The 25,021-nt window shown below is 60.5% G+C and carries 28 protein-coding genes; 1 reads left to right on the plus strand and 27 read right to left on the minus strand.

Going from position 1 to position 25,021, the window contains the following annotated elements; translation table 11 throughout:
• Positions 1-373 (plus strand): hypothetical protein (locus BMX68_RS26025; protein WP_218145931.1); only part of this gene is annotated, 373 nt, incomplete at its 5' end.
• Between the two features lie 99 nt (positions 374-472).
• On the opposite strand, the gene BMX68_RS21645 is transcribed toward BMX68_RS26025, so the two are convergent.
• From BMX68_RS21645 to fliJ, 27 genes are all read right to left on the minus strand, one after another.
• Complete coding sequence (locus tag BMX68_RS21645; RefSeq protein ID WP_017130171.1) at positions 473-865, minus strand: DUF2802 domain-containing protein; 393 nt, start codon at positions 863-865, stop codon at positions 473-475.
• Positions 866-1,348 (minus strand): chemotaxis protein CheW, encoded by a 483-nt coding sequence (locus tag BMX68_RS21650; RefSeq protein ID WP_017130170.1) that lies wholly within the window; start codon positions 1,346-1,348, stop codon positions 866-868.
• A gap of 71 nt (positions 1,349-1,419) precedes the next feature.
• Positions 1,420-2,253 carry a CheW domain-containing protein gene (locus tag BMX68_RS21655; protein WP_017130169.1) on the minus strand — a complete coding sequence of 278 codons (834 nt, stop codon included), beginning with the start codon at positions 2,251-2,253 and terminating at the stop codon, positions 1,420-1,422.
• Positions 2,254-2,337: 84 nt separating this feature from the next.
• Positions 2,338-3,126 (minus strand): ParA family protein, encoded by a 789-nt coding sequence (locus BMX68_RS21660; protein WP_017130168.1) that lies wholly within the window; start codon positions 3,124-3,126, stop codon positions 2,338-2,340.
• A gap of 52 nt (positions 3,127-3,178) precedes the next feature.
• Positions 3,179-4,066, minus strand: a complete 888-nt coding sequence (motD, locus tag BMX68_RS21665; RefSeq protein ID WP_017130167.1) for a flagellar motor protein MotD — start codon at positions 4,064-4,066, stop codon at positions 3,179-3,181.
• An 11-nt stretch (positions 4,067-4,077) separates the two neighbouring features.
• Positions 4,078-4,818 (minus strand): flagellar motor protein, encoded by a 741-nt coding sequence (locus BMX68_RS21670; protein WP_017130166.1) that lies wholly within the window; start codon positions 4,816-4,818, stop codon positions 4,078-4,080.
• Positions 4,818-5,939, minus strand: a complete 1,122-nt coding sequence (locus BMX68_RS21675) for a protein-glutamate methylesterase/protein-glutamine glutaminase (RefSeq protein WP_074862612.1) — start codon at positions 5,937-5,939, stop codon at positions 4,818-4,820. The genes BMX68_RS21670 and BMX68_RS21675 overlap by 1 nt, the downstream gene beginning before the upstream one ends.
• Positions 5,940-5,988: 49 nt before the next feature.
• The gene (locus BMX68_RS21680) at positions 5,989-8,223 is read right to left on the minus strand and encodes a chemotaxis protein CheA (protein ID WP_074862615.1); all 2,235 of its coding nucleotides are present in this window, start codon (positions 8,221-8,223) and stop codon (positions 5,989-5,991) included.
• 14 nt (positions 8,224-8,237) lie between these two features.
• On the minus strand, positions 8,238-9,026 hold the full coding sequence (locus BMX68_RS21685; RefSeq protein WP_017130163.1) for a protein phosphatase CheZ: 789 nt from the start codon (positions 9,024-9,026) through the stop codon (positions 8,238-8,240).
• A 22-nt stretch (positions 9,027-9,048) separates the two neighbouring features.
• Positions 9,049-9,420, minus strand: a complete 372-nt coding sequence (locus BMX68_RS21690) for a chemotaxis response regulator CheY (RefSeq protein WP_003183998.1) — start codon at positions 9,418-9,420, stop codon at positions 9,049-9,051.
• Positions 9,421-9,600: 180 nt separating this feature from the next.
• Positions 9,601-10,341, minus strand: coding sequence for an RNA polymerase sigma factor FliA (gene fliA / locus BMX68_RS21695; RefSeq protein WP_074862618.1), 741 nt, complete (start codon positions 10,339-10,341; stop codon positions 9,601-9,603).
• On the minus strand, positions 10,338-11,171 hold the full coding sequence (fleN, locus tag BMX68_RS21700) for a flagellar synthesis regulator FleN (protein WP_017130161.1): 834 nt from the start codon (positions 11,169-11,171) through the stop codon (positions 10,338-10,340). The genes fliA and fleN overlap by 4 nt, the downstream gene beginning before the upstream one ends.
• Before the next feature lie 121 nt (positions 11,172-11,292).
• Positions 11,293-12,621, minus strand: a complete 1,329-nt coding sequence (gene flhF, locus BMX68_RS21705) for a flagellar biosynthesis GTPase FlhF (protein ID WP_017130160.1) — start codon at positions 12,619-12,621, stop codon at positions 11,293-11,295.
• An 11-nt stretch (positions 12,622-12,632) separates the two neighbouring features.
• Entirely contained in the window at positions 12,633-14,762 is a 2,130-nt protein-coding gene (gene flhA, locus BMX68_RS21710) for a flagellar biosynthesis protein FlhA (protein ID WP_017130159.1), read from the minus strand.
• Positions 14,763-14,932: 170 nt separating this feature from the next.
• Positions 14,933-16,072: a flagellar biosynthesis protein FlhB gene (gene flhB, locus BMX68_RS21715; protein ID WP_017130158.1), complete on the minus strand. Its 1,140-nt coding sequence runs from the start codon at positions 16,070-16,072 to the stop codon at positions 14,933-14,935.
• 3 nt (positions 16,073-16,075) lie between these two features.
• A complete protein-coding gene (gene fliR / locus BMX68_RS21720; RefSeq protein ID WP_060782588.1) occupies positions 16,076-16,858 on the minus strand; it encodes a flagellar biosynthetic protein FliR in 783 nt (260 codons plus the stop codon).
• Between the two features lies 1 nt (position 16,859).
• Entirely contained in the window at positions 16,860-17,129 is a 270-nt protein-coding gene (locus BMX68_RS21725) for a flagellar biosynthetic protein FliQ (protein ID WP_017130157.1), read from the minus strand.
• A 21-nt stretch (positions 17,130-17,150) separates the two neighbouring features.
• Positions 17,151-17,903: a flagellar type III secretion system pore protein FliP gene (gene fliP, locus BMX68_RS21730; RefSeq protein ID WP_017130156.1), complete on the minus strand. Its 753-nt coding sequence runs from the start codon at positions 17,901-17,903 to the stop codon at positions 17,151-17,153.
• Positions 17,903-18,334, minus strand: coding sequence for a flagellar biosynthetic protein FliO (fliO, locus tag BMX68_RS21735; RefSeq protein WP_017130155.1), 432 nt, complete (start codon positions 18,332-18,334; stop codon positions 17,903-17,905). Before fliO ends, fliP begins: the two co-directional genes overlap by 1 nt.
• Complete coding sequence (gene fliN, locus BMX68_RS21740) at positions 18,335-18,796, minus strand: flagellar motor switch protein FliN (RefSeq protein WP_017130154.1); 462 nt, start codon at positions 18,794-18,796, stop codon at positions 18,335-18,337. It abuts the gene before it with no gap.
• Between the two features lie 57 nt (positions 18,797-18,853).
• Positions 18,854-19,822 (minus strand): flagellar motor switch protein FliM, encoded by a 969-nt coding sequence (gene fliM / locus BMX68_RS21745; protein WP_017130153.1) that lies wholly within the window; start codon positions 19,820-19,822, stop codon positions 18,854-18,856.
• A 9-nt stretch (positions 19,823-19,831) separates the two neighbouring features.
• Positions 19,832-20,338 carry a flagellar basal body-associated protein FliL gene (fliL, locus tag BMX68_RS21750; RefSeq protein ID WP_017130152.1) on the minus strand — a complete coding sequence of 169 codons (507 nt, stop codon included), beginning with the start codon at positions 20,336-20,338 and terminating at the stop codon, positions 19,832-19,834.
• Positions 20,339-20,587: 249 nt separating this feature from the next.
• Positions 20,588-21,988 (minus strand): flagellar hook-length control protein FliK, encoded by a 1,401-nt coding sequence (locus BMX68_RS21755; RefSeq protein WP_017130151.1) that lies wholly within the window; start codon positions 21,986-21,988, stop codon positions 20,588-20,590.
• Positions 21,989-22,076: 88 nt separating this feature from the next.
• Complete coding sequence (locus tag BMX68_RS21760; protein WP_051000584.1) at positions 22,077-22,376, minus strand: Hpt domain-containing protein; 300 nt, start codon at positions 22,374-22,376, stop codon at positions 22,077-22,079.
• Positions 22,377-22,465: 89 nt separating this feature from the next.
• Positions 22,466-24,172 carry an ATP-binding SpoIIE family protein phosphatase gene (locus BMX68_RS21765; protein ID WP_017130149.1) on the minus strand — a complete coding sequence of 569 codons (1,707 nt, stop codon included), beginning with the start codon at positions 24,170-24,172 and terminating at the stop codon, positions 22,466-22,468.
• Between the two features lie 5 nt (positions 24,173-24,177).
• Positions 24,178-24,483 (minus strand): STAS domain-containing protein, encoded by a 306-nt coding sequence (locus BMX68_RS21770; protein WP_017130148.1) that lies wholly within the window; start codon positions 24,481-24,483, stop codon positions 24,178-24,180.
• Between the two features lie 85 nt (positions 24,484-24,568).
• A complete protein-coding gene (gene fliJ, locus BMX68_RS21775; RefSeq protein WP_017130147.1) occupies positions 24,569-25,018 on the minus strand; it encodes a flagellar export protein FliJ in 450 nt (149 codons plus the stop codon).
• Positions 25,019-25,021 lie beyond the last annotated feature (3 nt).

Here is a 25,021-nt window from a genome sequence, read left to right on the forward strand (position 1 = left end):
GGTGATTCCGCTGATGAGCGACGCCGATGCCGCTGACCTGCGCGACAACCTGGGAATTGCCGGGCTGGTGGTGGAATACGGCATGGGCAGCGGCACCCGCCGCGAGGCCAACGGCTGCGGGCAGTACCGGCGCATCTTCGATCATGACCATGAGGCGCTGTCGCTAATCGATGAAGCGGGGCGGCATTTGGGGCATCTGTTCGACGAGATTCAGGAGCGCACCCGACAAGCCACCGAGAGCGTCGGTGCCGTGAAGGAACGGCTGACCGATAGCGTCAGCGAGCTGCCGGCCCGAGCCGCCGAAGTCGCCCGCCGACGCGCGCGGGACGCTCTGCGCGATTCACTGCCCAAAGGCATGCCGCCGCTAAACTGATTTTTATGAACAGTCACGAAACGGCTATTGAGATCACAAGCCTTATGAAATACAGCGTGTGCCCATCGAGATTGGGTAGAGCGAGGGATGCTCAACCCCTCAACCCCGATGCAGCTTGCTCATCAACTCCGCCTCGGCCTGGGTCAGGCCGCAGGATTGGGTCAGCTCGTCGACGCTGGCGCCCATGCCGACCAGGCGGGCAGCCTGGGCGAAGGACAGGGTCGAGGGATCGCGCTGTTCCAACCGCGCCAGTTTGTCTGGCAAGGGCGCGACCACTGCGCGCAGCTCGTGCAGGTCCTCGCCCATGCGCACCGTGCCGTTCTGGAAGTTATCGACACGGCGAGCCAGCTCCTTGATGCGCTGGTCACGCAACGCATCGCCCTCGGCCTGCTGCGCGGCAATCTGCCGCCGGCGGCGGGTATAGGCCAGGCACATGCCCAGCGTCCCGACCCACAACAGGGCCAGGAGGATGACTGCGACCTCAAGAATCAATCAGATGCTCTCCAGCTCGGACCATTCTTCTTCACTCATCATCTTGTCCAGCTCGACCAGGATCAACAGTTCGCCGTTCTTGTTGCACACGCCCTGGATGAACTTGGCCGATTCTTCGTTACCGACGTTCGGCGCGGTCTCGACTTCCGACTGGCGCAGGTACACCACTTCCGCCACGCTGTCGACCATGATCCCGACCACTTGCTTGTCGGCTTCGATGATGACGATACGAGTGTTGTCGTTGACCTCGGTCGGCAACAGGCCGAAACGCTGGCGGGTGTCGATCACGGTGACGACGTTGCCGCGCAGGTTGATGATCCCCAGCACGTAGCTCGGCGCGCCCGGTACCGGAGCAATCTCGGTATAACGCAGGACTTCCTGGACCCGCATCACGTTGATGCCATAGGACTCGTTGTCCAGCTTGAACGTCACCCACTGCAGGATTGGATCATCGGAACCCTGTGAAGACGCTGACTTGTTCATACCCCTGCCCCTTGATTACCGTTGATACGGTGTGTGTGCTGTCTAACGCCGGACGCAGTAACCGCCCCGGCTCAATTATTGGTTGGCTTGTGCAACTGCAGGTGCTTGACCGCGCCGCTGGCGATCAACTCGGCCAGTTCGGAGACGTCGAGCAACGCACACATGTGTTCGATGACCGTGCCCGCTAGCCACGGTCGCTGTCCACGACGGGTGCGCCATTTTATTTCACTGGGGTCCAGGCGCAACGAGCGACTGACCTGATGCACCGCCAGCCCCCATTCGTAGCCCTGCACCGAAATAACGTATTGCAGCCCCTGGCGGAAGTCGTCGCGATAGCGATCAGGCATCACCCAGCGGGCCGTGTCCAGTACCTTAAGATTACCGGCCTGGCTCGTCAGGATGCCAAGGAACCAATCGGGCTGACCGAACAGCGGCGTCAGTTCATGGCCGGCCAGGGAATAAATCGATCCCAGGCACACCAGCGGCACCGCCAGGGTCAGCCCGGCGACATCGAACAACAGACATTCGAACGGCTCGGCGGCCCAATGCGGGCGGGCGTCGCCTTCGACCGGTGGCGGTGGGATGTTCCGGGCGGGAGGCAGATGCACCTCAACCACCGGTTCTACCCACACCGGGGCGACCGGTCGAACAGCCGCTTCAGCTATCACTTGGACCGGAGTGGGCACTGGCGCACGCGCAACGGCCGCGACAGTCACCTCAGCGGCCAGGGCATCACGAGCCTGCTCTTCGAGTACCGCCGCCTGAAAGTCATCCAGTTCGCCGACAAGCGCCGGCTCTACGGCAAGCGCCACCGGCAACTCGCCGGTCGCCTCCTGCAGCAATGCATCCAGATAGGACTGCAATGCCAGTTGCGGACGGGTGGCGATGTCGACAGGACGGTTCATCGGAATGCTCATGGAGATGCACCGTTACAGTGACCTGTAGGGGTTATCGGCGGGACCGGCAGGCAACTTGAGCCGTACATCATATCAGGCCACCTGCGGCACGAGCTGCTGGGTCAGCAGATGCTTGAGCAGCGCCCGGTAAGCCAGCACGCCACGGCTCTTGCCGTCGAATTGCGACGGCGTAACCCCCAACCGGCTGGCGTCGCGCAGGCGCGTGTCGATGGGAATGTAGCCCTGCCAGATCGACTCCGGGAACTTGTCGCGCAACACTCGCAGGGTGCCCATGGACGCCTGGGTGCGCCGGTCGAACAGGGTGGGCACAATGCTGTAAGGCAAGGCCTGTTTGCGCGAGCGATTGATCATCGCCAGGGTGTTGACCATGCGTTCCAGGCCCTTTACCGCCAGGTGTTCGGTCTGCACCGGAATCACCAACTGCTGGCTGGCCGCCAGGGCGTTGACCATCAGTACGCCCAGCAATGGCGGACTGTCGATCACCGCATAGTCGAAATCCTGCCACAACTGCGCCAGGCTCTTGGCAATCACCAATCCCAGCCCGCTCTGTCCCGGCGACAGCCGTTCGAGGGTTGCCAGCGCGGTACTGGAAGGCAGCAGGGAAATACGTGCGTCACTGGTGGACAGCAGCAATTGGCCCGGCAAATCTTCAGGCACCTGGCCTTGGTGCTGAAACAGGTCGAAATTGCTGTGCTCCAGGGTGTCTGGGTCGTAGCCGAAGTAGCTGGTCATCGAGCCGTGCGGGTCGAGATCGACGACGACCACGCGTTTGCCCGCCTCGGCCAGCAAGCCGGCTAAAGCGATGGAAGAAGTGGTCTTACCGACCCCTCCTTTTTGATTAGCTACTGCCCAGACTCTCATTCGGTGTGTTCCTCTGGGCAAAGCATCGAGCCCGCCGAGAAATGGCGCTAAGTTATAGAGTAGGTGCCGGAGATTTGACGGAGCTCTCGCGTACCGCTTGCTTTACCGCTGGCGGTGCAGTTTGTGTGCCAGCGCGCTTGAGTGCCGCATCCGGCGTCGCGTTGGCGGTACCCGTGCCGGTCAGGCTACGGCGCACATCCAGGTTGCGCGACACCACCAATACCACCCGGCGATTGCGCGCCCGGCCTTGCGCGGTAGCGTTGTTGGCCACCGGCTGGAATTCGCCATAACCGACCGAGGCCATCCGCTGCGGGTTGACCCCTTCCATGGCCATCATCCGCACGATACTCGACGAACGCGCCGAGGACAGCTCCCAGTTGGTCGGGTACTGCGCCGTCTGGATCGGCTGATCATCGGTAAACCCTTCGACATGGATCGGGTTGTCGAAGGGCTCCAGGATCTTCGCCACCTTGGCGATGATGTCGAAGGCCTGGTCGCTGGGCAAGGCGTCACCGCTGCCGAACAACAGGCCGGAATTGAGTTCGATCTCGACCCACAGTTCGTTGCCGCGCACGGTCATTTGGTGGGTGCTGATCAGGTCGCCGAACGCCGCGCTGATGTCGTCGGCAATGCTCTTGAGTGGGTCCGCCGCACCCTGGCCGAAGGCGGCGTCGGTCTGTTCGGCCTCCTTGATCAGCGGGTCGGCGGGTTTGACGGTCACTGGACGTTCGTCGCCGATGGGGATCGGCTTGAGGCTGCGGTCGGTATCGGTGAAGACGCCAACCAAGGCTTGGGAGATGATCTTGTACTTACCTTCGTTGATCGACGAGATCGAGTACATGACCACAAAAAAGGCGAACAGCAGCGTGATGAAGTCGGCGTAGGAAACCAACCAGCGCTCGTGGTTCACATGCTCTTCGTGTTGGCGACGTCTGGCCATGTCCTACTCCATCAGTCCATGAAGCCCTGGAGCTTCAGTTCAATGGAGCGTGGGTTTTCGCCTTCGGCAATCGACAGAATGCCTTCGAGGAGCATTTCCCGATAACGCGACTGGCGCCGGGCAATCGATTTCAGTTTGCTGGCAATCGGCAACAGCACCAGATTGGCACTGGCCACGCCATAGATGGTCGCGACGAACGCCACGGCAATGCCATTGCCCAGTTGTGAGGGATCGCCCAAGTTGCCCATCACGTGGATCAACCCCATGACCGCACCGATGATACCAATGGTCGGCGCGTAGCCACCCATGCTTTCGAAGACCTTGGCGGCTTCGATATCGCGGTTTTCCTGAGTATAGAAATCCACCTCAAGGATACTGCGAATAGCCTCCGGCTCGGCACCGTCGACCAACAATTGCAAGCCCTTGCGCGAGTAGGTGTCTGGTTCGGCATCGGCTATGCCTTCCAAGCCCAGCAGGCCTTCCTTGCGCGCGGTCAGGCTCCAGTTCACCACACGATCGATGCCACCGGGCAGGTCGACGCGGGGTGGCAACAGGATCCAGACGAGGGTCTGCATGGCTCGCTTGAACGCGCTCAGCGGCGATTGCAGCAGCGCCGCGCCGATGGTCCCGCCGATTACGATCAAGGCTGCCGGGCCGTTGGCCAGGGCGCCGAGGTGGCCGCCTTCGAGGTAGTTGCCGCCAATAATGGCGACAAACGCCATAATGATGCCAATAAGGCTCAACACATCCATCAGAGACAGGCCTCGACCAAGTGTTTGCCAATGTCGTCCAGGCAATACACGGCATCCGCCAGCTCGGCCTTGACGATCGCCATCGGCATGCCGTAGATCACGCAGCTCGCCTCGTCCTGGGCCCAAATCGCACTGCCGCCCTGTTTGAGCAGGCGCGCGCCTTCGCGACCGTCGGCGCCCATGCCGGTCAGTACCACCGCCAAAACTTTGTCGCCGTAGGACTTAGCGGCGGAACCGAAGGTGATGTCTACGCACGGCTTGTAGTTCAGGCGCTCGTCGCCCGGCAGGATTTTTACCGCGCCACGACCGTCGACCATCATCTGCTTGCCACCTGGGGCTAGCAATGCCAAACCTGGGCGCAAGAGGTCACCATCTTCCGCTTCCTTCACGCTAATCCGGCACAACTTGTCCAGGCGCTCGGCAAAGGCCTTGGTGAAAGATGCGGGCATATGCTGGATCAACACGATCGGCGCCGGAAAGTTCGCCGGCAGTTGCGTCAGGACGCGTTGCAAGGCGACCGGACCGCCGGTGGAAGTGCCAATGGCAACCAGCTTGTAGGCCTTGCGTTTCGGGGCGGCCGAGGTCGGGGCGGCGGGTGCCGGGGCACGGCTGGCCAGCGGCGCGGTGCGCACAGGGGGCGATGCCGGAGCACCGTGGTCAAAACTGTTGGACGGAGCGGGCGCGACACTCGGGGTTGGTGCACTGTAGCTGCTGAAACGACGGTTGCTGCGCGAAATGCTGTGAACTTTCTCGCACAGCAGTTGCTTGACCTTCTCGGGATGCCGCGAGATGTCTTCGAAATTCTTCGGCAAGAAGTCCACGGCCCCGGCATCCAACGCGTCGAGAGTGACGCGGGCGCCTTCGTGGGTCAGCGACGAGAACATCAGAACCGGCGTCGGGCAGCGCTGCATGATATGCCGCACCGCTGTGATGCCGTCCATCATCGGCATCTCGTAGTCCATGGTGATCACGTCCGGCTTGAGCGCCAGGGCCTGATCGATGGCTTCTTTACCATTGGTCGCCGTACCGACGACCTGGATGCTCGGATCCGCCGAAAGGATTTCCGAGACGCGGCGGCGGAAAAAACCCGAATCATCCACCACCAGGACCTTGACTACCATAAACACTCCGTTAGGCACGGCGGCAGACTCATGCACCGCCGAACCATAATCAAATACGCCGGGCGGCGTAATGCTTGAGCATGCTCGGCACATCGAGAATCAGCGCGATACGACCGTCGCCGGTGATGGTGGCGCCTGACATGCCCGGTGTGCCCTGGAGCATTTTGCCCAGCGGCTTGATGACCACTTCTTCCTGACCCACCAGTTGATCAACGACAAAGCCGATCCGCTGGGTGCCCACCGACAGGATCACCACATGGCCTTCGCGCTGTTCTTCGTGAGCGGCGGAGCTGATCAGCCAGCGCTTGAGGTAGAACAGCGGCAGGGCCTTGTCTCGCACGATCACCACCTCCTGGCCGTCGACCACGTTGGTGCGCGACAGGTCGAGGTGGAAGATCTCGTTGACATTGACCAGCGGGAACGCAAAGGCCTGGTTGCCGAGCATCACCATCAGGGTCGGCATGATCGCCAGGGTCAACGGCACCTTGATGACGATCTTCGAGCCCTTGCCCTTGGTCGAGTAGATATTGATGGTGCCGTTGAGCTGGGCAATCTTGGTTTTCACCACGTCCATGCCAACGCCACGACCGGACACATCGGAAATCTCGGTCTTGGTCGAGAAGCCTGGGGCAAAGATCAGGTTGAAGCACTCGGTCTCGCTGAGACGGTCCGCCGCATCCTTGTCCATCAGGCCCTTCTTCACTGCAATGCCGCGCAGCACGTCGGCATCCATACCCTTGCCGTCATCGGAGATCGACAGCAGAATGTGGTCGCCTTCCTGTTCCGCCGACAGTACGACCCGACCGTTGCGGGGTTTGCCCATCGCTTCACGCTCGGTCGGCTCTTCGATGCCGTGGTCGACCGAATTTCGCACCAAGTGAACCAACGGGTCGGCCAGGGCCTCGACGAGGTTTTTGTCGAGGTCGGTTTCCTCGCCCACCAGTTCCAGGTTGATCTCTTTCTTCAACTGCCGGGCCAGGTCGCGAACCAGGCGCGGGAAGCGCCCGAAAACTTTCTTGATCGGCTGCATCCGGGTCTTCATCACCGCAGTCTGCAGGTCGGCGGTCACCACGTCGAGGTTGGACACCGCCTTGGACATGGCTTCGTCGCCGCTGTTGAGGCCCAGGCGCACCAGACGGTTACGCACCAGCACCAGCTCGCCGACCATGTTCATGATCTCGTCCAGGCGCGCGGTATCGACCCGCACGGTGGTTTCGGCTTCGCTGGCCGGTTTTTCCGCCGTCGCTGCCGACGCACGCGCGGGCGCCGCCGCAGGCCTGACCGGCTCGACCTTGGCTTCGGCTTTGGCGACAGGTGCCGCAGCCGGCTTGGCTGCCGTCGGTGGGGCAACGGCAGCGGTGGTGCCACCCGCCACTTCGGAAAACTTGCCCTTGCCATGCAGCTCGTCGAGCAGCGATTCGAACTCGTGATCGGTGATCAGGTCGCCGCTCGCGACCGCAGCACTGTCGGAGGCGTTCGCCACTGGTGCAGAGGCCACAGCCACGTCGAGGGCATCAACCTTGAACGAACCCTTGCCATGCAACTGATCGAGCAAGGCTTCGAACTCGTCATCGGTAATATCGCCGCTTTCCGGCGCCGAGTCCGGTGCCGGTGCGGCGCTCGCCGCGACGGCGGCCTCGGCAGCAATAACCGCTGGGGCGAACTGCCCCTTGCCGTGCAACTGATCGAGCAACGACTCGAACTCGGCATCGGTGATCTCGTCGCTACCTGCTTGGGCAGCACTCGGGGTCGGCGCCACGGGCACTTGCGCTTGTTCCTTGACCGCATTGAGTGAATCGAGGAGCAACTCGAATTCATTGTCGGTGATGTCGCCGGAATCGGCGGACGGCTCGACGACGACCGCTTCCACGGCAGCCGCTGCTTCATCAGCGGCTGCCGGCTCCGCCAGGCGCGCCAGGGCTGCCAACAGTTGCGGGGTGGCGGCGGTGATCGGGCGGCGTTCGCGCACTTCGCCGAACATGCCGTTGACCGCGTCCAGCGCTTCCAGAACCACGTCCATCAATTCCGAGTCGACGCGTCGCTCACCCTTGCGCAGGATGTCGAACACGTTCTCGGCGATGTGACAGCACTCCACCAACTCGTTGAGCTGGAGGAAGCCGGCGCCTCCTTTTACAGTGTGAAAACCGCGAAAAATAGCATTGAGCAGATCCGCGTCATCCGGGCGGCTTTCCAGCTCGACCAGTTGCTCGGACAGTTGCTCAAGAATCTCGCCGGCCTCAACCAGGAAATCCTGAAGGATCTCTTCATCGGCGCCGAAGCTCATGTGTAGGGGTGCTCCTAGAATCCAAGGCTGGAAAGCAAATCGTCGACATCGTCCTGACCGGACATGACGTCTTCACGTTTATCGGCATGAATTTGCGGACCTTCACCCTTGGCCATCTGTTTTTGTGGATCTTTTTCCGCGAGGATGGCTTCGCGGTCGTGTTCGATACCCGCAAAACGATCGACCTGGCTGGCCATCAACACCAGTTTGAGCAGATTGCTTTCGACTTCGGTGACCATCTGCGTGACGCGCTTGATCACCTGGCCGGTCAGGTCCTGGTAATCCTGGGCCAGCAGAATGTCATTGAGATCGTTCGACACCGCACGGGTCTCCTGCTCGCTACGCGAGAGGAAATCATCGACTCGCCGGGCCAACACGCGAAACTCTTCGGCACCGACCTCACGCCGCATAAAGCGCCCCCAGTCGTTCCTCAGCGCCTTGGCTTCGTCATTCAGCCCGTTGACCCGAGGGGTGGCACTCTCCACCAGATCCATGGTGCGGTTGGCCGCCGCCTCGGTCAGCCGGACCACATAGGACAAGCGTTCGGTCGCGTCGGTGATCTGCGAAACCTCCTCGGCTTGCGGCATGGTCGGATCAATCTGAAAATTGACGATGGCGCTGTGCAGTTCGCGAGTCAGCTTGCCGACTTCCAGATACAGGCCGCGGTCACGGGTCTGGTTAAGCTCATGGATCATTTGCACCGCGTCGCCGAAGCGGCCCTTTTCAAGGCTGTCGACCAGTTCACGGGCATGTTTTTTCAGGGTCGATTCAAAATCGCCCAGTGAAGATTCGTTGTGCTCCATAGCGCCCCCGTGGCGGACTTCATCAACCGATGCGTTCGAAGATCTTCTCGATTTTCTCTTTCAGCGCCTGGGCCGTGAATGGTTTGACCACATAGCCGTTGACGCCGGCCTGGGCGGCTTCGATGATCTGCTCGCGCTTGGCTTCGGCCGTGACCATCAGCACCGGCAGGTGCTTGAGTTTTTCATCGGCACGCACATGGCGCAGCAAGTCGATGCCGGTCATGCCGGGCATGTTCCAATCGGTGACCAGAAAGTCGATGCTACCGCTATTGAGGACCGGAATGGCGGTGGTACCGTCATCGGCCTCGACCGTGTTGGTGAACCCGAGGTCACGCAACAGGTTTTTGATGATCCGCCGCATCGTTGAGAAATCATCAACAATGAGGATTTTCATGTTCTTGTTCAATTCGACCTCCAAGCAGTCTTAAACGCGTTTCAGCACCTGAACGCGCTGTTCAATCAATTCGGCACAGCTTTCGACAGCCCCTACTGCATGGAAATCACTACCGACCGAGCGCCGAGGCACCGTCAAACGCCGCATCGGTCTCGTTCGCAGTGTCCCCCACACCGCCTGTCAACGCGCTCGCCATTCCCCCAAACGCCCCCGCAAACGGGCCGCGCACTGGCTGTGTAACTGGCTGACTCGTGATTCGCTGACCCCCAGCACCTCACCGATTTCCTTGAGGTTCAGCTCCTCGTCGTAGTACAGCGCCAACACCAGTCGCTCACGCTCCGGCAAATTGGCAATCGCATCCGCCAACGCGGTCTGGAAGCGTTCATCCTCCAGGTCGCGTGACGGTTCGAGATGAGCACTCGCGCCATCCTCATGCAGCCCTTCATGTTCGCCGTCCTGCAACAGGTCGTCGAAACTGAACAGTCGGCTGCCCAAGGTATCGTTCAAAATTGCGTAATAATCATCGAGGCTCAATTGGAGTTCGGCTGCGACTTCGTGATCTTTAGCATCACGACCGGTTTTCGCTTCAATTACCCTGATTGCGTCACTGACCATACGGGTATTGCGGTGTACCGAACGGGGTGCCCAGTCGCCCTTGCGGACCTCATCGAGCATTGCACCGCGAATCCGGATACCGGCATAGGTTTCAAAACTTGCACCCTTGCTGGCGTCATATTTGGTTGAGACTTCCAACAGACCGATCATGCCCGCCTGGATCAGATCCTCGACCTGGACACTGGCCGGCAGCCGCGCCAACAAGTGATAGGCGATTCGCTTGACCAACGGCGTATAACGCTCGATCAACTCATACTGGCTGTCACGCGACGAGTTGGAATACATGCGATAGCCACTGGCGGTCATAGCACCGGTCCCGCGCTCGTCCGATGCACCAGACGTTCGACGAAAAACTCCAAATGCCCCCGTGGGTTGGCGGGCAACGGCCAGGTGTCGACCTTCTGGGCGATGGCCTTGAACGCCAGCGCACATTTCGAACGAGGGAACGCTTCGTAGACGGCACGCTGCTTCTGCACAGCCTTGCGCACGCATTCATCGTAAGGAACCGCACCGACGTATTGCAGGGCGACATCAAGGAAGCGATCGGTGACTTTAGTCAACTTGGCGAACAGGTTGCGTCCTTCCTGCGGGCTCTGGGCCATGTTGGCCAGCACCCGGAAGCGGTTCATACCGTAGTCACGATTGAGCAGCTTGATCAGCGCATAAGCATCGGTGATCGAGGTCGGTTCGTCGCAGACCACCAACAGTACTTCCTGGGCCGCGCGGACGAAACTGACGACCGAGTCTCCAATACCCGCGGCAGTATCGATCACCAACACATCGAGGTTGTCGCCAATATCGCTGAAGGCGTTGATCAGGCCGGCATGCTGAGCCGGGCTTAGATGAACCATGCTCTGGGTGCCGGAGGCGGCCGGGACGATACGGATCCCGCCCGGTCCCTGCAGCAACACATCGCGCAGCTCACAGCGCCCCTCGACCACATCGGCCAGGGTCCGCTTGGGGGTCAACCCCAGCAGGACGTCGACATTCGCCAACCCCAGATCGGCGTCCAGCAGCATGACCCGCCGGCCAAGCTCAGCCAGCGCCAGGGACAAGTTCACTGACACGTTAGTCTTGCCGACGCCGCCCTTGCCGCCGGTCACCGCAATCACCTGTACGGGATGCATGCTGCCCATGTTCTCTTCTTACCTTGTCTTGCTTAGACGGAAGGCCACATAACTGGCCACGCGTTCTCGAACGGAACTACTGCCTGGCAGACTATCGATATAGGTGCATGGCAACGTCTTCATAATGACCTCAACCCACTCGTTTCGAGGACTGATGGTAGATGTCCGCGAACATATCGGCCATCGCCTCTTCGCTGGGTCTGTCCTGCATTTGCACACTGACTGCGCGACTCACCAACTGGTGGCGGCGCGGCAAATGCAGATCGTCCGGAATCCTTGGACCGTCGGTCAGATAGGCCACTGGCAATTCATGGCTGATGGCCAGGCTCAGCACTTCGCCGAGACTGGCCGTTTCATCCAGTTTAGTCAGGATGCAGCCGGCCAGCCCACAACGCTTGTAGCTGTGGTAGGCAGCGGTCAGCACCTGTTTCTGGCTGGTCGTGGCCAGGACCAGGTAATTCTTGGCCTTGATCCCGCGCCCGGCCAGGCTTTCCAGTTGCATGCGCAAGGCCGGGTCGCTGGCCTGCAGGCCAGCGGTGTCGATCAGCACCACGCGTTTGCGCAGCAGCGGATCGAGGGCTTGCACCAAAGACTGGCCCGGATCGACATGGGTCACCGGCACATTGAGGATTCGCCCGAGTGTCTTGAGCTGTTCCTGGGCACCGATCCGGAAGCTGTCCATGCTCACCAGGGCGATGTTCTGCGCGCCGTACTTGAGCACGTAGCGCGCCGCCAGCTTGGCCAGCGTGGTGGTCTTGCCCATTCCAGCCGGGCCAACCATCGCGATAATTCCACCCTCCTCCAACGGCTCGATCTCGGGGGTGAGGATCATCCGGGCCAGGTGCGCCAACAGCATACGCCAAGCCTGGCGCGGTTCTTCGATGCCGTTGATCAGCGCCAGCAGGTCGCGCGACAGCGGACCGGACAGTCCGATACGCTGCAGGCGGCGCCAGAGATTGGCCTGTGCCGGCTGGCTACCTTGCAATTGGTTCCACGCCAGGGAGCCGAGCTGGACTTCCAGCAATTCGCGCAGGCCGTTGAGTTCGAAACGCATCGAGTCGAAGACCCGTGGGTCCACCGCCGGGGCCGAGGCAACAGGCGCCGGGGCCGAGCGTCGTGGCTCGTCGAAAGTCGGTTCAATCAGCGGCTCGGCGGCGGTCAGCGGCAAACCGGCGAACAACTGGCGATTGGTGGTTGCATCGCTGTCGCCTTCGCTACGCAGGCTCAGTTCGGCTCGAGCGGTGGCAATCCGCGACTGGGTCTTGCGCAGCTCATCTTCGAGCTCCATGTTCGGCACCCGTGGCGTCAGGGCCGAGAGCTTGTAGTCCAGGGCAGCCGTCAGCTCGACACCGCCCGCAATCCGGCGGTTGCCGATGATAGCGGCGTCCGAGCCCAGCTCATCACGAACCAGCTTCATGGCCTGACGCATATCGGCGGCGAAAAAACGCTTAACTTGCATAACCCACTACCTCAGCCGTTGGGCCCTACTGTGGCAACGATGGTAACTTGCTTATTGTCCGGAATTTCCTGATAGGCCAAGACATGCAGGCTGGGTACCGCCAGGCGGCCGAACCGCGAAAGCATCGCGCGAACCGGGCCGGCTACCAGCAGGATCACCGGCTGTCCTTGCATCTCTTGACGCTGAGCGGCATCGATCAGTGAACGCTGCAGCTTTTCAGCCATGCTCGGTTCCAGCAGAACCCCTTCTTCCGAGCCCTGTCCGGCCTTCTGCAGACTATTGAGCAATATTTGTTCCAACTTGGGTTCCAAGGTGATCACAGGCAGCTCGGAGTCAAGCCCTATAATGCTTTGGACGATTGCGCGCGACAAACCAACACGCACCGCGGCCACCAAGGCGGCAGTATCTTGACTCTTGGCGGCATTGTTGGCGATAGCCTCGGCAATGCTGCGAATATCGCGTACCGGTACGTGTTCAGCGAGCAGGCATTGCGACACTTTGAGCAGGTGCGACAGAGAAATGATGCCCGGTACCAGTTCCTCGGCCAGCTTCGGCGAGCCTTTGGCCAGTAGTTGCATGAGTTGCTGGACTTCTTCGTGGCCGATCAGTTCGCTGGAGTGCTTGTAGAGAATCTGATTGAGGTGAGTCGCCACGACCGTGCTGGCATCCACCACCGTGTAGCCCAGCGACTGCGCCTGGGCACGCTGACTGATTTCGATCCAGACCGCTTCCAGGCCAAAGGCCGGGTCCCTGGCGGTGATGCCGTTGAGAGTGCCGTAGACTTGACCCGGGTTGATCGCCAGCTCGCGATCCGGGTAAATCTCGGCCTCGGCCAGGGTCACGCCCATCAGGGTCAGGCGGTAAGCACTGGGCGCCAGATCGAGGTTGTCACGAATATGCACGGTGGGCATCAGGAAGCCGAGGTCTTGGGAGAGCTTCTTGCGCACGCCCTTGATCCGCGCCAGCAATTGCCCGCCCTGGTTGCGGTCTACCAACGGAATCAAGCGATAGCCCACTTCCAGACCGATCATGTCGATCGGCGTGACGTCATCCCAGCCCAGTTCCTTGGTTTCCATGGCACGCGCCGGCGAAGGCAGAAGCTCCTGCTGACGCTGGACTTCGGCCAGGGCCTGGACCTTGACCACGTTCTGTTTCTTCCAGACCAGATAGGCCACACCGCCCGCTACCAGGGCCAGGCTGAGGAAGGAAAAGTGCGGCATGCCCGGTACCAGTCCCATCACGGCCATCAGGCCGGCGGCCACCCCGAGGGCCTTAGGCGAGGCGAACATCTGCCGGTTGATCTGCTTGCCCATGTCTTCCGAGCCGGAAGCACGGGTCACCATAATCGCGGCGGCTGTGGATAATAACAGTGATGGCAATTGCGCCACTAAACCGTCGCCGATAGTCAGCAACGCGTAGACCTTGCTGGCGTCGGCAAATGACATGTTGTGCTGGAAGATCCCGACCGCCATGCCACCGATCAGGTTGATGAACAGGATCAGCAAACCGGCGATGGCGTCACCGCGCACGAATTTGCTGGCACCGTCCATGGAACCGTAGAATTCGGCTTCCTGGGCTACTTCCTGGCGACGCAGCTTGGCTTGCGGCTGATCGATCAGGCCGGCGTTGAGGTCGGCGTCAATCGCCATCTGTTTGCCCGGCATCGCATCGAGGGTGAAACGCGCGCTCACCTCGGAAATCCGCCCGGCCCCCTTGGTCACCACGACAAAGTTGATGATCATCAAGATGGCGAAAACCACGATACCGACCACGTAGTTACCACCGATCACCACTTCGCCGAAGGCCTGGATCACCTTGCCCGCGGCGGCATGCCCGTCCTGACCGTGGAGCATCACCACGCGAGTAGAAGCCACGTTCAGGGCCAGGCGCAACAACGTGGCAATCAGCAGGATGGTCGGGAAGACAGCGAAGTCCAGTGGCCGCAAGGCGTAGACGCAGACCAGCAGGACGACGATCGACAAGGCGATGTTGAACGTAAAGAAAACGTCCAGCAGGAACGCCGGCACCGGCAACATCATCATCGCCAGCATGACCAACAACAACAGCGGCACGCCCAGGTTGCCCCGGCCGAGGTCGCTCAAGTTGCTGCGCGCGGTGTTGATAAATTGAGTGCGGTCCACCGGTATTCCTCGTCACTTTGAAGCAAACTTTTGACGCTGAAAGCGTCGCAAAATCTGCTTGTGCAAGAAACCTTCCAACTCCGGTGAAATAATTGAAAATACAGGGACGATCAACAGATCCGGAGGCGCCGGCTGGTCGGCGATGGCCGTGACACCTAGCGAATAAACCTTCAGGAATCGCGGCGCAGGTCTGGTGGAATCGGCAGGTTGTCCTTGAGCGGGTCCGGGCGCTTGCCTTTGCCTGCGCGGAACTGGCGGATCTGGAAGACATAGGCGAGTACCTGCGCCACCGCCAGGTAGAGGCCCGCCGGAATCTCCTGGTCCAGTTCGGTGGAGTAGTAGATCGACCGCGCCAGGGCCGGTGATTCGAGCAGCATGATCTGGTGTTCGACAGCGATCTCACGAATCTTCAGGGCGATAAAGTCATTGCCCTTGGCCAGCAGCACCGGCGCTCCGCCCTTCTCGGCGTCGTACTTGAGCGCCACCGCGTAGTGGGTCGGGTTGGTGATCACCACGTCCGCCTCGGGGATCGCCGCCATCATGCGCCGCTGGGACATCTCGCGCTGCAACTGGCGAATCCGTTGCTTGACCTCTGGCCGGCCTTCCTGGTCCTTGTATTCGTCACGCACTTCCTGCTTGGTCATCAGCAGTTTCTTGTGGCTTTCCCAGAGCTGTATCGGCACATCCACCAGGGCGATCAGCAACAGTCCGAGAGACATCCATAAGGCGCTCCAGCCCACCACCTGCAGGCTGTGGATAATCGACGATTCCAGGGGTTCATGGGCGATCCGCACCAGATCGTCGATATCCGACGATAACACGACCAGCGCTACCAACAGCACGATGATGAATTTCGCCAGCGCCTTGAGCAGTTCGACCAGCGCCTTGGCCGAGAACATCCGCTTGAGTCCGGGCAACGGATTCATCCGGCTGAACTTGGGCGCCATGCTGCTCGCCGCGAACAACCAGCCGCCCAGGGCGATTGGGCCGATAAAGGCAGCCAACAGCAAGGTCAGGAGGATGGGTTGAACCGCCCAGATCGCCATCTTGCCCGACTGCAGGAGAAAGGTCGCCATGTAACGCTGATCGAGTATCACTTCCCGCGAGAGCGTGAAGTTCAGGCGCATCAGTTCAGCCATCTCCTGGGCCAGCGCCCCACCAAAGACCAGCAGGCCACCCGTCCCGGCCAGCATCACCGCCAGGGTGTTGAGCTCCTTGGAACGGGCAGTCTCGCCCTTCTCGCGGGACTCCTTCTTTCTTTTTTCCGTGGGGTCTTCTGTTTTGTCCTGACCGCTCTCGCTCTCCGCCATGGCTCAGGGTGCCCGTATCAGTTGACGTAGAAACTGCAAGGCCTCGACGGCCAACGGCTGATACTGATTAAGAATATCGCCCAGGCTCACCCAGAGGATGAACATCCCCAGCACCAGGGTCAGCGGAAAACCGATGGAAAAGATGTTTAACTGCGGCGCGGCGCGAGTCATGATTCCGAAGGCCACGTTGACCACCAACAAGGCGGTGATCGCCGGCAGCACCAGCATCAGCGCGGCACCGAGGACCCAACCGAGCTTGCCGGCAATCACCCACAGATCCGTGGTCGACAGCCCGCTGCCGACCGGGAAGGTGGTGAAACTCTCGATCAAGACCTCGAACACCACCAGATGACCATTCATCGCCAGGAACATCAGCGTCACCAGCATGGTGAAGAACTGCCCGATCACCGCACTGGAGACACCGTTGATCGGGTCGACCATGGAGGCGAAACCCATGCCCATCTGCACCGCGACAATCTGTCCGGCGACCACGAAAGCCTGGAAAAACAACTGAAGGGAAAATCCGAGCAAGGCGCCGAAGATGATCTGCTCGGCGATCAACATCAACCCGCTGAGATCCAGCGGATGTACCGCCGGCATCGGCGGCAGGCCTGGCGCGATCACCACGGTGATGGCCACGATGAAATACAGTCGTATGCGCCGTGGCACCAGAGTGGTCCCGAAGATCGGCATGGTCATGATCACCGCGCCGACCCGGAACATCGGCAGCATGAAGCTGGCGACCCAGGTACTGATCTGCGTGTCCGTCAGGGCCAGCAGCGACATATCAGCCGATGACCTGCGGAATGCTGCCGTAGAGCGACAGGATGTATTCCATGAATTTCTGCACCAGCCACGGACCCGCGACAATCAGGGTGATCAGCATCACCAGCAGGCGCGGCAGGAAACCCAGGGTCTGTTCGTTGATCTGCGTGGCGGCCTGGAACATCGCCACCAGCAGGCCCACCAGCAGGGTCGGAATCACCAGCACCGTGACCATCAGGGTGGTCAGCCAGAGGGCGTCGCGAAAGATGTCAATGGCAACTTCAGGCGTCATGGCGCGCTACTCGTGAAGGTTTTAGACACCACCAAAACTGCTCGCCAAAGTACCGATGATCAACGCCCAGCCATCCACTAATACAAACAGCATGATCTTGAACGGCAGGGAAATGATCAGCGGCGACAGCATCATCATCCCCATCGCCATCAACACACTGGCGACCACCAGGTCGATAACCAGGAATGGAATGAAGATCATAAAACCGATCTGGAACGCAGTCTTGAGTTCGGAAGTGACGAAGGCCGGCACAATAATGGTCAGTGGCGCCTGGTCGGGTGTGGCGATGTCGGTGCGCTTGGACAGGCGCATGAACAGCTCCAGGTCGCTGCTGCGGGTCTGTGCCAGCATAAAGTCCTTGATCGGCCCCTGAGCCTTGAGCACCGCGTCCTGGGCCGTGAGTTTCTCGGCCAGGTAGGGCTGCAGCGCATCCTGGTTCACCTTGTCGAAGACCGGCGCCATGATGAACAGGGTGAGGAACATCGCCATGCCGGTCAGAATCTGGTTCGACGGTGTCTGCGCCAGGCCCAGGGCCTGACGCAGGATCGAGAAGACGATGATGATCCGGGTAAAGCTGGTCATCAGGATGACGAACGCCGGAATAAAACTCAGCGCGGTCATGATCAGCAGGATCTGCAGGCTGACCGAGTACTCCGGCTGCCCGTTGGCTCCGGTGCCGAGCGTGATTGCCGGGATCGACAGCGGATCGGCGCCGAACGCCAATGGCGCGACCAGCACCAGCGTCAGAGCAAGGATAAGCCGCAACGGCGCCATCACTTCTTGTCCTTACCCAGCAGCTCCATCAGGCGTTGAGCGAACTCCGCGCTCGCCGGCTCGCCACTCGGCACCTCAACCGGCTCCTTGAGCACATGCAACGGCGTGATGGAGCCCGGCGTCAACCCAAGCAGGATCTGCTCGTTGCCGACTTGCACCAGCACCAGCCGGTCACGCGGTCCGAGGGCACGGGAGCCGATCAGCTCGATCACCTGATTCTTCTTACCCGTCGGTCCCGCCTGCTGCACACGACGCAGCAGCCAGGCCAGGGCAAAGATGATCGCCAATACCAGCAGCAAGCCCAACACCAATTGTGTCAGTTGCCCGGCCATACCGCCGCTGGCTGCTGGCGCAGCCACCGCGTTGGCCACGGGTTCGGCAGCCAGCACACTGAACGGCAAAAACAGGAGACTTCCGAAGAACCTGTTCATTCAGCGTAACTTCTTGATGCGTTCGCTCGGGCTGATCACGTCCGTCAGCCGGATACCGAACTTTTCGTTAACTACCACGACTTCGCCGTGGGCAATCAGGGTGCCGTTGACCAGCACGTCCAGCGGCTCGCCAGCCAGCCGGTCGAGCTCAATCACCGATCCCTGGTTCAGTTGCAGCAGGTTGCGAATATTGATATCGGTACTGCCGACTTCCATGGAAATCGACACCGGAATATCCAGGATCACGTCCAGGTTCGGACCGTCGAGGGTCACCGGCTCATGGCTCTTGGGTACACTGCCGAACTCTTCCATCGGCAGCCGATGGGAGCTCGGCGCGCTAGCGGCATCGGCCGCCAGCAGGGCGTCGATATCGTCCTGGCCGGTTTCGCCGGACTCTTCCAAGGCAGCCGCCCACTCGTCGGCCAGGGCCTGGTCGTCAGTCAAATTGTGTTCGTCAGCCATCAGTTGTCCTCGGCGGGCAGAAAATCAGTTAACACAGCCTATTCTTGATCGACCCGCTCAACGGCGCTCGATCGGCTCAATCACTTGCAATGCCAGGTTGCCCTTGTGGGAACCGAGCTTGACCTTGAACGACGGCACGCCGTTGGCGCGCATGACCATATCCTCGGGCAGCTCCACGGGGATCACATCCCCTGGCTGCATGTGCAGGATGTCCCGCAGGCGCAGTTGACGCCGCGCCACCGTGGCGCTGAGCGGTACCGCCACGTCCAGCACGTCTTCGCGCAAGGCCTTGACCCAACGTTCGTCCTGGTCGTCGAGGTCCGACTGGAAACCGGCATCGAGCATCTCGCGCACCGGCTCGATCATCGAGTACGGCATGGTCACGTGCAGGTCGCCACCGCCACCGTCGAGTTCGATGTGGAAGGTGGAGACCACCACTGCTTCGCTCGGGCCGACGATATTGGCCATGGCCGGATTCACTTCCGAATTAATGTACTCGAAATTGACTTCCATGATCGCTTGCCAGGCTTCCTTCAAATCGATGAAGGCCTGCTCCAGCACCATGCGCACCACACGCAGTTCGGTGGGAGTGAATTCACGTCCCTCGATCTTGGCATGACGACCGTCGCCGCCGAAGAAGTTGTCCACCAGTTTGAACACCAGCTTGGCATCGAGGATAAACAGGGCCGTGCCACGCAACGGCTTGATCTTGACCAGATTGAGACTGGTCGGCACATACAACGAATGCACATACTCGCCGAACTTCATCACCTGAACGCCGCCCACCGCCACATCGGCGGAACGGCGCAGCATGTTGAACATACTGATACGGGTATAACGGGCAAAACGCTCGTTGATCATCTCCAGGGTCGGCATGCGTCCACGGACGATGCGATCCTGGCTGGTCAGGTCGTAGCTTTTGACACTGCCGGGTTCGGCAGGGTTTTCGGTCTGTACCAGACCATCATCGACACCATGCAAGAGGGCATCGATCTCATCCTGGGACAGCAGGTCTTGCACGGCCATCTCGTGATCCTACTGCAGTACGTAGTTAGTGAAGAGCAACTGTTCGACCACTACCTTGCCGATCTCTTTCTGTGCCACTTCCTGCACGCTGGCAGTGGCTTTCTGGCGCAGCAACTCCTGGCCGACCGGGGTCGCCAGGGTTTCGTAGGTCTGTCCGGAAAACAACATCACCAGGTTGTTGCGGATTACTGGCATATGGACTTTCAGGGCCTCCAGGTCAGCGGAGTTGCGCGCCATCATGGTAATGCTCACTTGCAGGTAGCGCTGGCGGCCATTGGCATCCTTGAAATTGGCGACAAAGGGCGGCGCCATCGACTCGTAGATCGCCGGCTGCTGGGTCGTGCTGGCCTCGGCGGGCGTCGCCGCGACTTTGCTCTGGGCATTGTGCATAAAGTACCAGGTCGCCCCCACGGACAGACCGATTGCCAGCAGCAAAGCCAATATGATCACGATAATCAGCTTGAGTTTGCCTTGCCCGACAGGTTCTTTTACCGCTGCTGCTTCGCTCTTCGCCATGCCAATAATCCGTCACTATTCGGTTTTTCACAGTCGCAGGGCAAGGCTGGAGCAAGTGTTATGCCAGAGTTGCTGGAAATCGGAAGCAAAGGCGTGTGCGGGCAAGCGCTGCAAATAAGGCAGTACGAGAGAACCTATCAGAGTCGTGCTGATTGTGGGCGCAGACTTGCCCATGAGGCTTTTGGCATCCTCAACAGCCGCTTCACGGCGAAGCGCCAGCCCACCAGCACCGCTCCCACAACAAAGCCATCAGGCGTAGTAGTCGACCGCGCTGGAACCCACCACCACGCTGGCGCCGGTGGTTGCCGTATCGGTCGCGGTGACGATGGCAATATCGTCCTCGCCACTATCCAGACGACCACCGCTACCGTTGTTACGGCCTTTCTGAGCCTGCTGTTGCTGCTGTTGTGGATCCTGACCCTGGCCGGTCCAGCCGCGCGATTGATCCGAAACGCTGACATCGGCCTGCCCCAGGCCTTGCTGTTGGAGCATGTCGCGCAGGCGGAACAGGTTGCTTTCCAAGGCATCACGCACGCCGGCATGACCACTGATGAAACTGACCTGCGTCGCCTGATCGGCGGCCATATTGACCTTGATATCCAGTCGCCCTAGTTCGGCCGGCTCCAGTTGGATATCGGCGGACTTAATGCTACTGCTCGACAGGTACATGACCCGATTGACCACTTCTTCGGTCCAGCCACTCTGATGCATTGCCAGAGGTTGGTTAACCGGCAGCGCGTTCGCGGTTTTGGGCACCGTGGCCTGGGTCAGTGCGGCCAGGCGATTGGCGAAGTCGTCGACCCGAGTGTCACCAGAGGCGTTCTGCAAATCTTTCAGGCCATCCTCGATCAATCCCTTGAAGGACTTTTCGCCACCCTGCTCGCTGGCGCCGGCGTCGGTATCCGGCTCCCCTTGCATGGCCACGCCAACGGTCTGATTAAGCGCCAGGTTCGGGTCCGCTTCGTTAAGGCTGGCGGTCTTCGTGGCCGACTGACTGGTCGTCGACACATGCCCACCCTGCTCCATCGCCAGACGCACGGCGGGCAGGTTATCCAGCGGATCGGAATTCGGATCGAAATCACCACCGGCGGTCGCAGCGGTCGCCACTTCCGGCACCTGCGCAGCGGTCACCGCCGTCAGGGGCGCCTCGACCACCGGCAGTTGCATGGGCACGACCGGCTGCGGCGCTTCGGCGACTGGCGTCGCCGGCGTAACGCCAGCCTGGATCAGCGCCAGATCAAGAGTTGGAGCCACCGGCGTGGCATCGGCCACCGGGCTTTCGTCGCCGATGTCCTTGTCGCTTTCGTCAGAGGCGCCCTGGTCGCCGGCAGTCTGCGCGGTATCGCTGCCGGTGGTTTTATCGGCAGGCAAGGAATTGCCGCTATCGGCAATCGCCGACTTTGCCGCGTCGCTTTTGTTGCTGGCAACCGCCTCCTTTTTTGCAGGCACCGCAGGGCTATTATCCCGGGTCGACTTGAGCGGATTGTCAACTGCCTTTCCCGCCTTGCCCTGGTTCTCCTGGTAGACCTGGGCAAAGCTGGAAGCATTGTCCTTGGGCTGCGCAACAGCTGCCAGCGGATTGCTCGCGAGGTCCGCCTTGGGTTTGACCGCAGCGGTGGCCTGAAGAAGAGAATGGGGAGCAAGGGGCATAACACAGTCTCCGCTGCACAGGGATTGTAAAGTCAATGCAGGGAGTGACAGCAAGGTTCGGGCCAGTTTTTCTGAATCGCCACGCGGGTTAATGCTTGACAGGGAAACGCTCACGCTCGCGCGCGAACAAATGGCGTACCTGTTCATACTCACGGTCGATCCGCCCGACCAGATCTTCGATCCCGGTCAGCGGCAACCGTGCGGCCCGCTCTTCCAGTTGCCGGCAAAGATCGGCCAAGTACAAAGCCCCCATATTGCTGCTGCTGCCCTTGAAACTGTGGGCTGCCCGCCCAAGCTCCAGCGCGTTGCTGGCCTGATGTAACTGCCCCAGGCGTTTTTCCGAATCGTTGAGAAAAGTATCCAGCAACAGTGGATACTCATCTTCCATGACTTCCCGCAATGCGCCCAGCACATCGTAGTCGAGGTGCTTTTCCTGATTGCCATTCACTGGTTCACTCCTTGATCAACACCTGCAAATTATGCCTGAGTCCCCCACGAAAACTCCACGTGGGCACGCCGCCCGTCGTTTGACCAACGGGCACGGTGACTCAGTTGCCGAATCAGGTCGATACCTCTTCCCGATAACCGATCGACCTCCAATGGACGCGCCATGACCTGCTCGACGTCAAACCCCTCGCCGCTGTCCTCGACTTCGATGCACAACCGCCCACCCTTTCCTTCAGGAACCACTCGCAGGCTCACGCGGACAAAACCTTCCCGCAAGTCGAGCAAACGCCGATTGCGCTGCTCATAGTATTGCGCAAATCCGCGGACATCGCGCTTGAGGCTTGAATCCAGGCCCAGGACGCCGTGCTCCAGGGCATTGGAGTAGAGTTCGGCCAGTACGCTGTATAGCGCTCCGCTGTGAGTACGCAAGCCGTGTATCTCCATCAGCAGTTGCAGCAGATAGGGCAACGGATTGAAGCGTCGCAGCGTCGCCGCACGGAATTCGAAGCTCACCGACCAATCCAGCGGGCACGACTCGCCACTGTCGGAGTAAACCATGGTTGCAGGCAATGCCTGTCCGGGCACGGGGAGACTGATCTGGACCATGCTGATGTCGTCACGCGCCTCGCCACCGAACCGCATCAACGCCAACTGGATTTCCTCGAACAGGCAATCCGGGTCCCGGTTGCTCTCGAATACCCGATGCAGGCGCTCGACGCCGAACAACTGCTCATCGCGATTACAGGTATCGATTACTCCGTCGGACAGCAGGAAAATCCGGTCGCCCTGGGCCATGGGATAGACATCGGTGTGATCGTCGAACGCCTCGGCCCCCAGCACCCCCAACGGCAGGTGCCGCGCCACCAGCGGACGCCGCACGCCCGAGGCGACATCGTGCAGATAGCCGTCGGGCATGCCGCCGTTCCAGACCTCGACCACCTGGCGCTGCGGACTCAGGCGCAGAAAAGTGGCGCAACAGAACATATCCACCGGCAGGATACGCTTGAGCTTGGCGTTCATCTCCCGCAGGGTTTCCGGCACGCCATAGCCCTTGGCGGTCATGCCATAGAAGACTTCCGCCAGGGGCATCGCGCCGACGGCGGCGGGCAGGCCATGCCCGGTAAAATCGCCGAGCAGGATATGCATGCCCCCCTCCGGGGTATGGGCTGCCAGCAGCAGGTCGCCGTTGAATAACGCATAGGGCGATTGCAGGTAGCGGATATTCGGCGCTCGCAGGCATCCGGAATGCGCCACCTTGTCGAACACGGCCTTAGCCACCCGTTGCTCGTTGAGCAGGTGGTCGTGGTGCCGGGCGATCAAGTCGCGCTGGCGCAGCACGGTGGCCTGCAGGCGTCGCAGACGATCCATCGCCTTGATCTTGGCACCGAGAATGACTTGGTTGTAGGGTTTTGCCAGAAAATCGTCACCGCCCGCGTCCAGGCAGCGCACCAGGGCGTCACTTTCACTCAGGGAGGTGAGAAAGATGATCGGCACCAGCGATTCGCCGGCCAGCGCCTTGATCTCTCGCGCCGCTTCGAAGCCATCCATCACCGGCATCAAGGCATCCATCAGTACCAACTGCGGTCGTTGCGCCCTGAAGACCTCGACCGCCTCGGCACCGTTGCTTGCAGTCAGCACCGCATGCCCCTGGCGCCGCACGATGTTCGACAGCAGCAAGCGATCCGCCGCGCCGTCCTCGGCGATCAGTACCGTCAGCGACTCTTCTCCAGGCTGCATGGTGCTCAAACGATGTCGAAGAGTTTGTCGAAATTGGAAATGGCGAGGATCTTGCGCACGTCGGAATTGCTGTTGATCACCCGGATATCGGCATCGTCGCCACCGACATGGTCGCGCAGCAACAACAGCATGCCCAGGGCCGAACTGTCGAGGTAGGTGGTCTCGTTCAAGTCGACGATAACCGACTCAGGCAGGCTGTCGAGCTGTTCGTAGGAATTGCGAAATGCCTGATGTTTGCCGAAGTCAAACCGCCCTTTGATGGAAATCGTCAACTTTCTGCCGTTGCCTGTTACTGCCGACTCTACAGCCATGATCCAGCTTCCTTGTCAATGGCGATGTGTACAAGGTGTAGCACCCCACTGACAGCAGAGCAACCGAAAACGTCAAAATACCTGCTCAATACGGGCTCTGGCGCGGCAACCGCTGAGACAACTCGTCCAGGAGTTTCTGTTCACGCTTGTCTTCCAACTGGCGAGCCTCTTCGATGTAGCGTCGCACCAACTTGCGCAAGCCTTCGACACGAGTATAGGCCTCTTGCCAGCTGACCCGGCCCTTGTCGAGGTTGTTCTGGTGCCAGGCCAGGCTCTGCCGTTGCTGGGCAACGGCGGTATCCAGCTGACTGAGGAACTGCTGATAGCCCAGCAACCATTGACTGGAAACGCCCTGGCGGCCACGCTCGATCCATTGCTCCTGGTATTGCAGACGAAATCCTTCGAGGTCGGCCAGTTTGCTTTGCGCCAGCCGCACCTGCCCCTGGAAATACCCCAGACGCTGGACAGCGGTCCGCTCAGTGCTTTGGGCCATCTCGACCACCGGCGCCAACCTCGCGACACGACTCTGGGCCATGGC

The sequence above is a fragment of the Pseudomonas agarici genome (assembly GCF_900109755.1).
Classification (GTDB): domain Bacteria; phylum Pseudomonadota; class Gammaproteobacteria; order Pseudomonadales; family Pseudomonadaceae; genus Aquipseudomonas; species Aquipseudomonas agarici.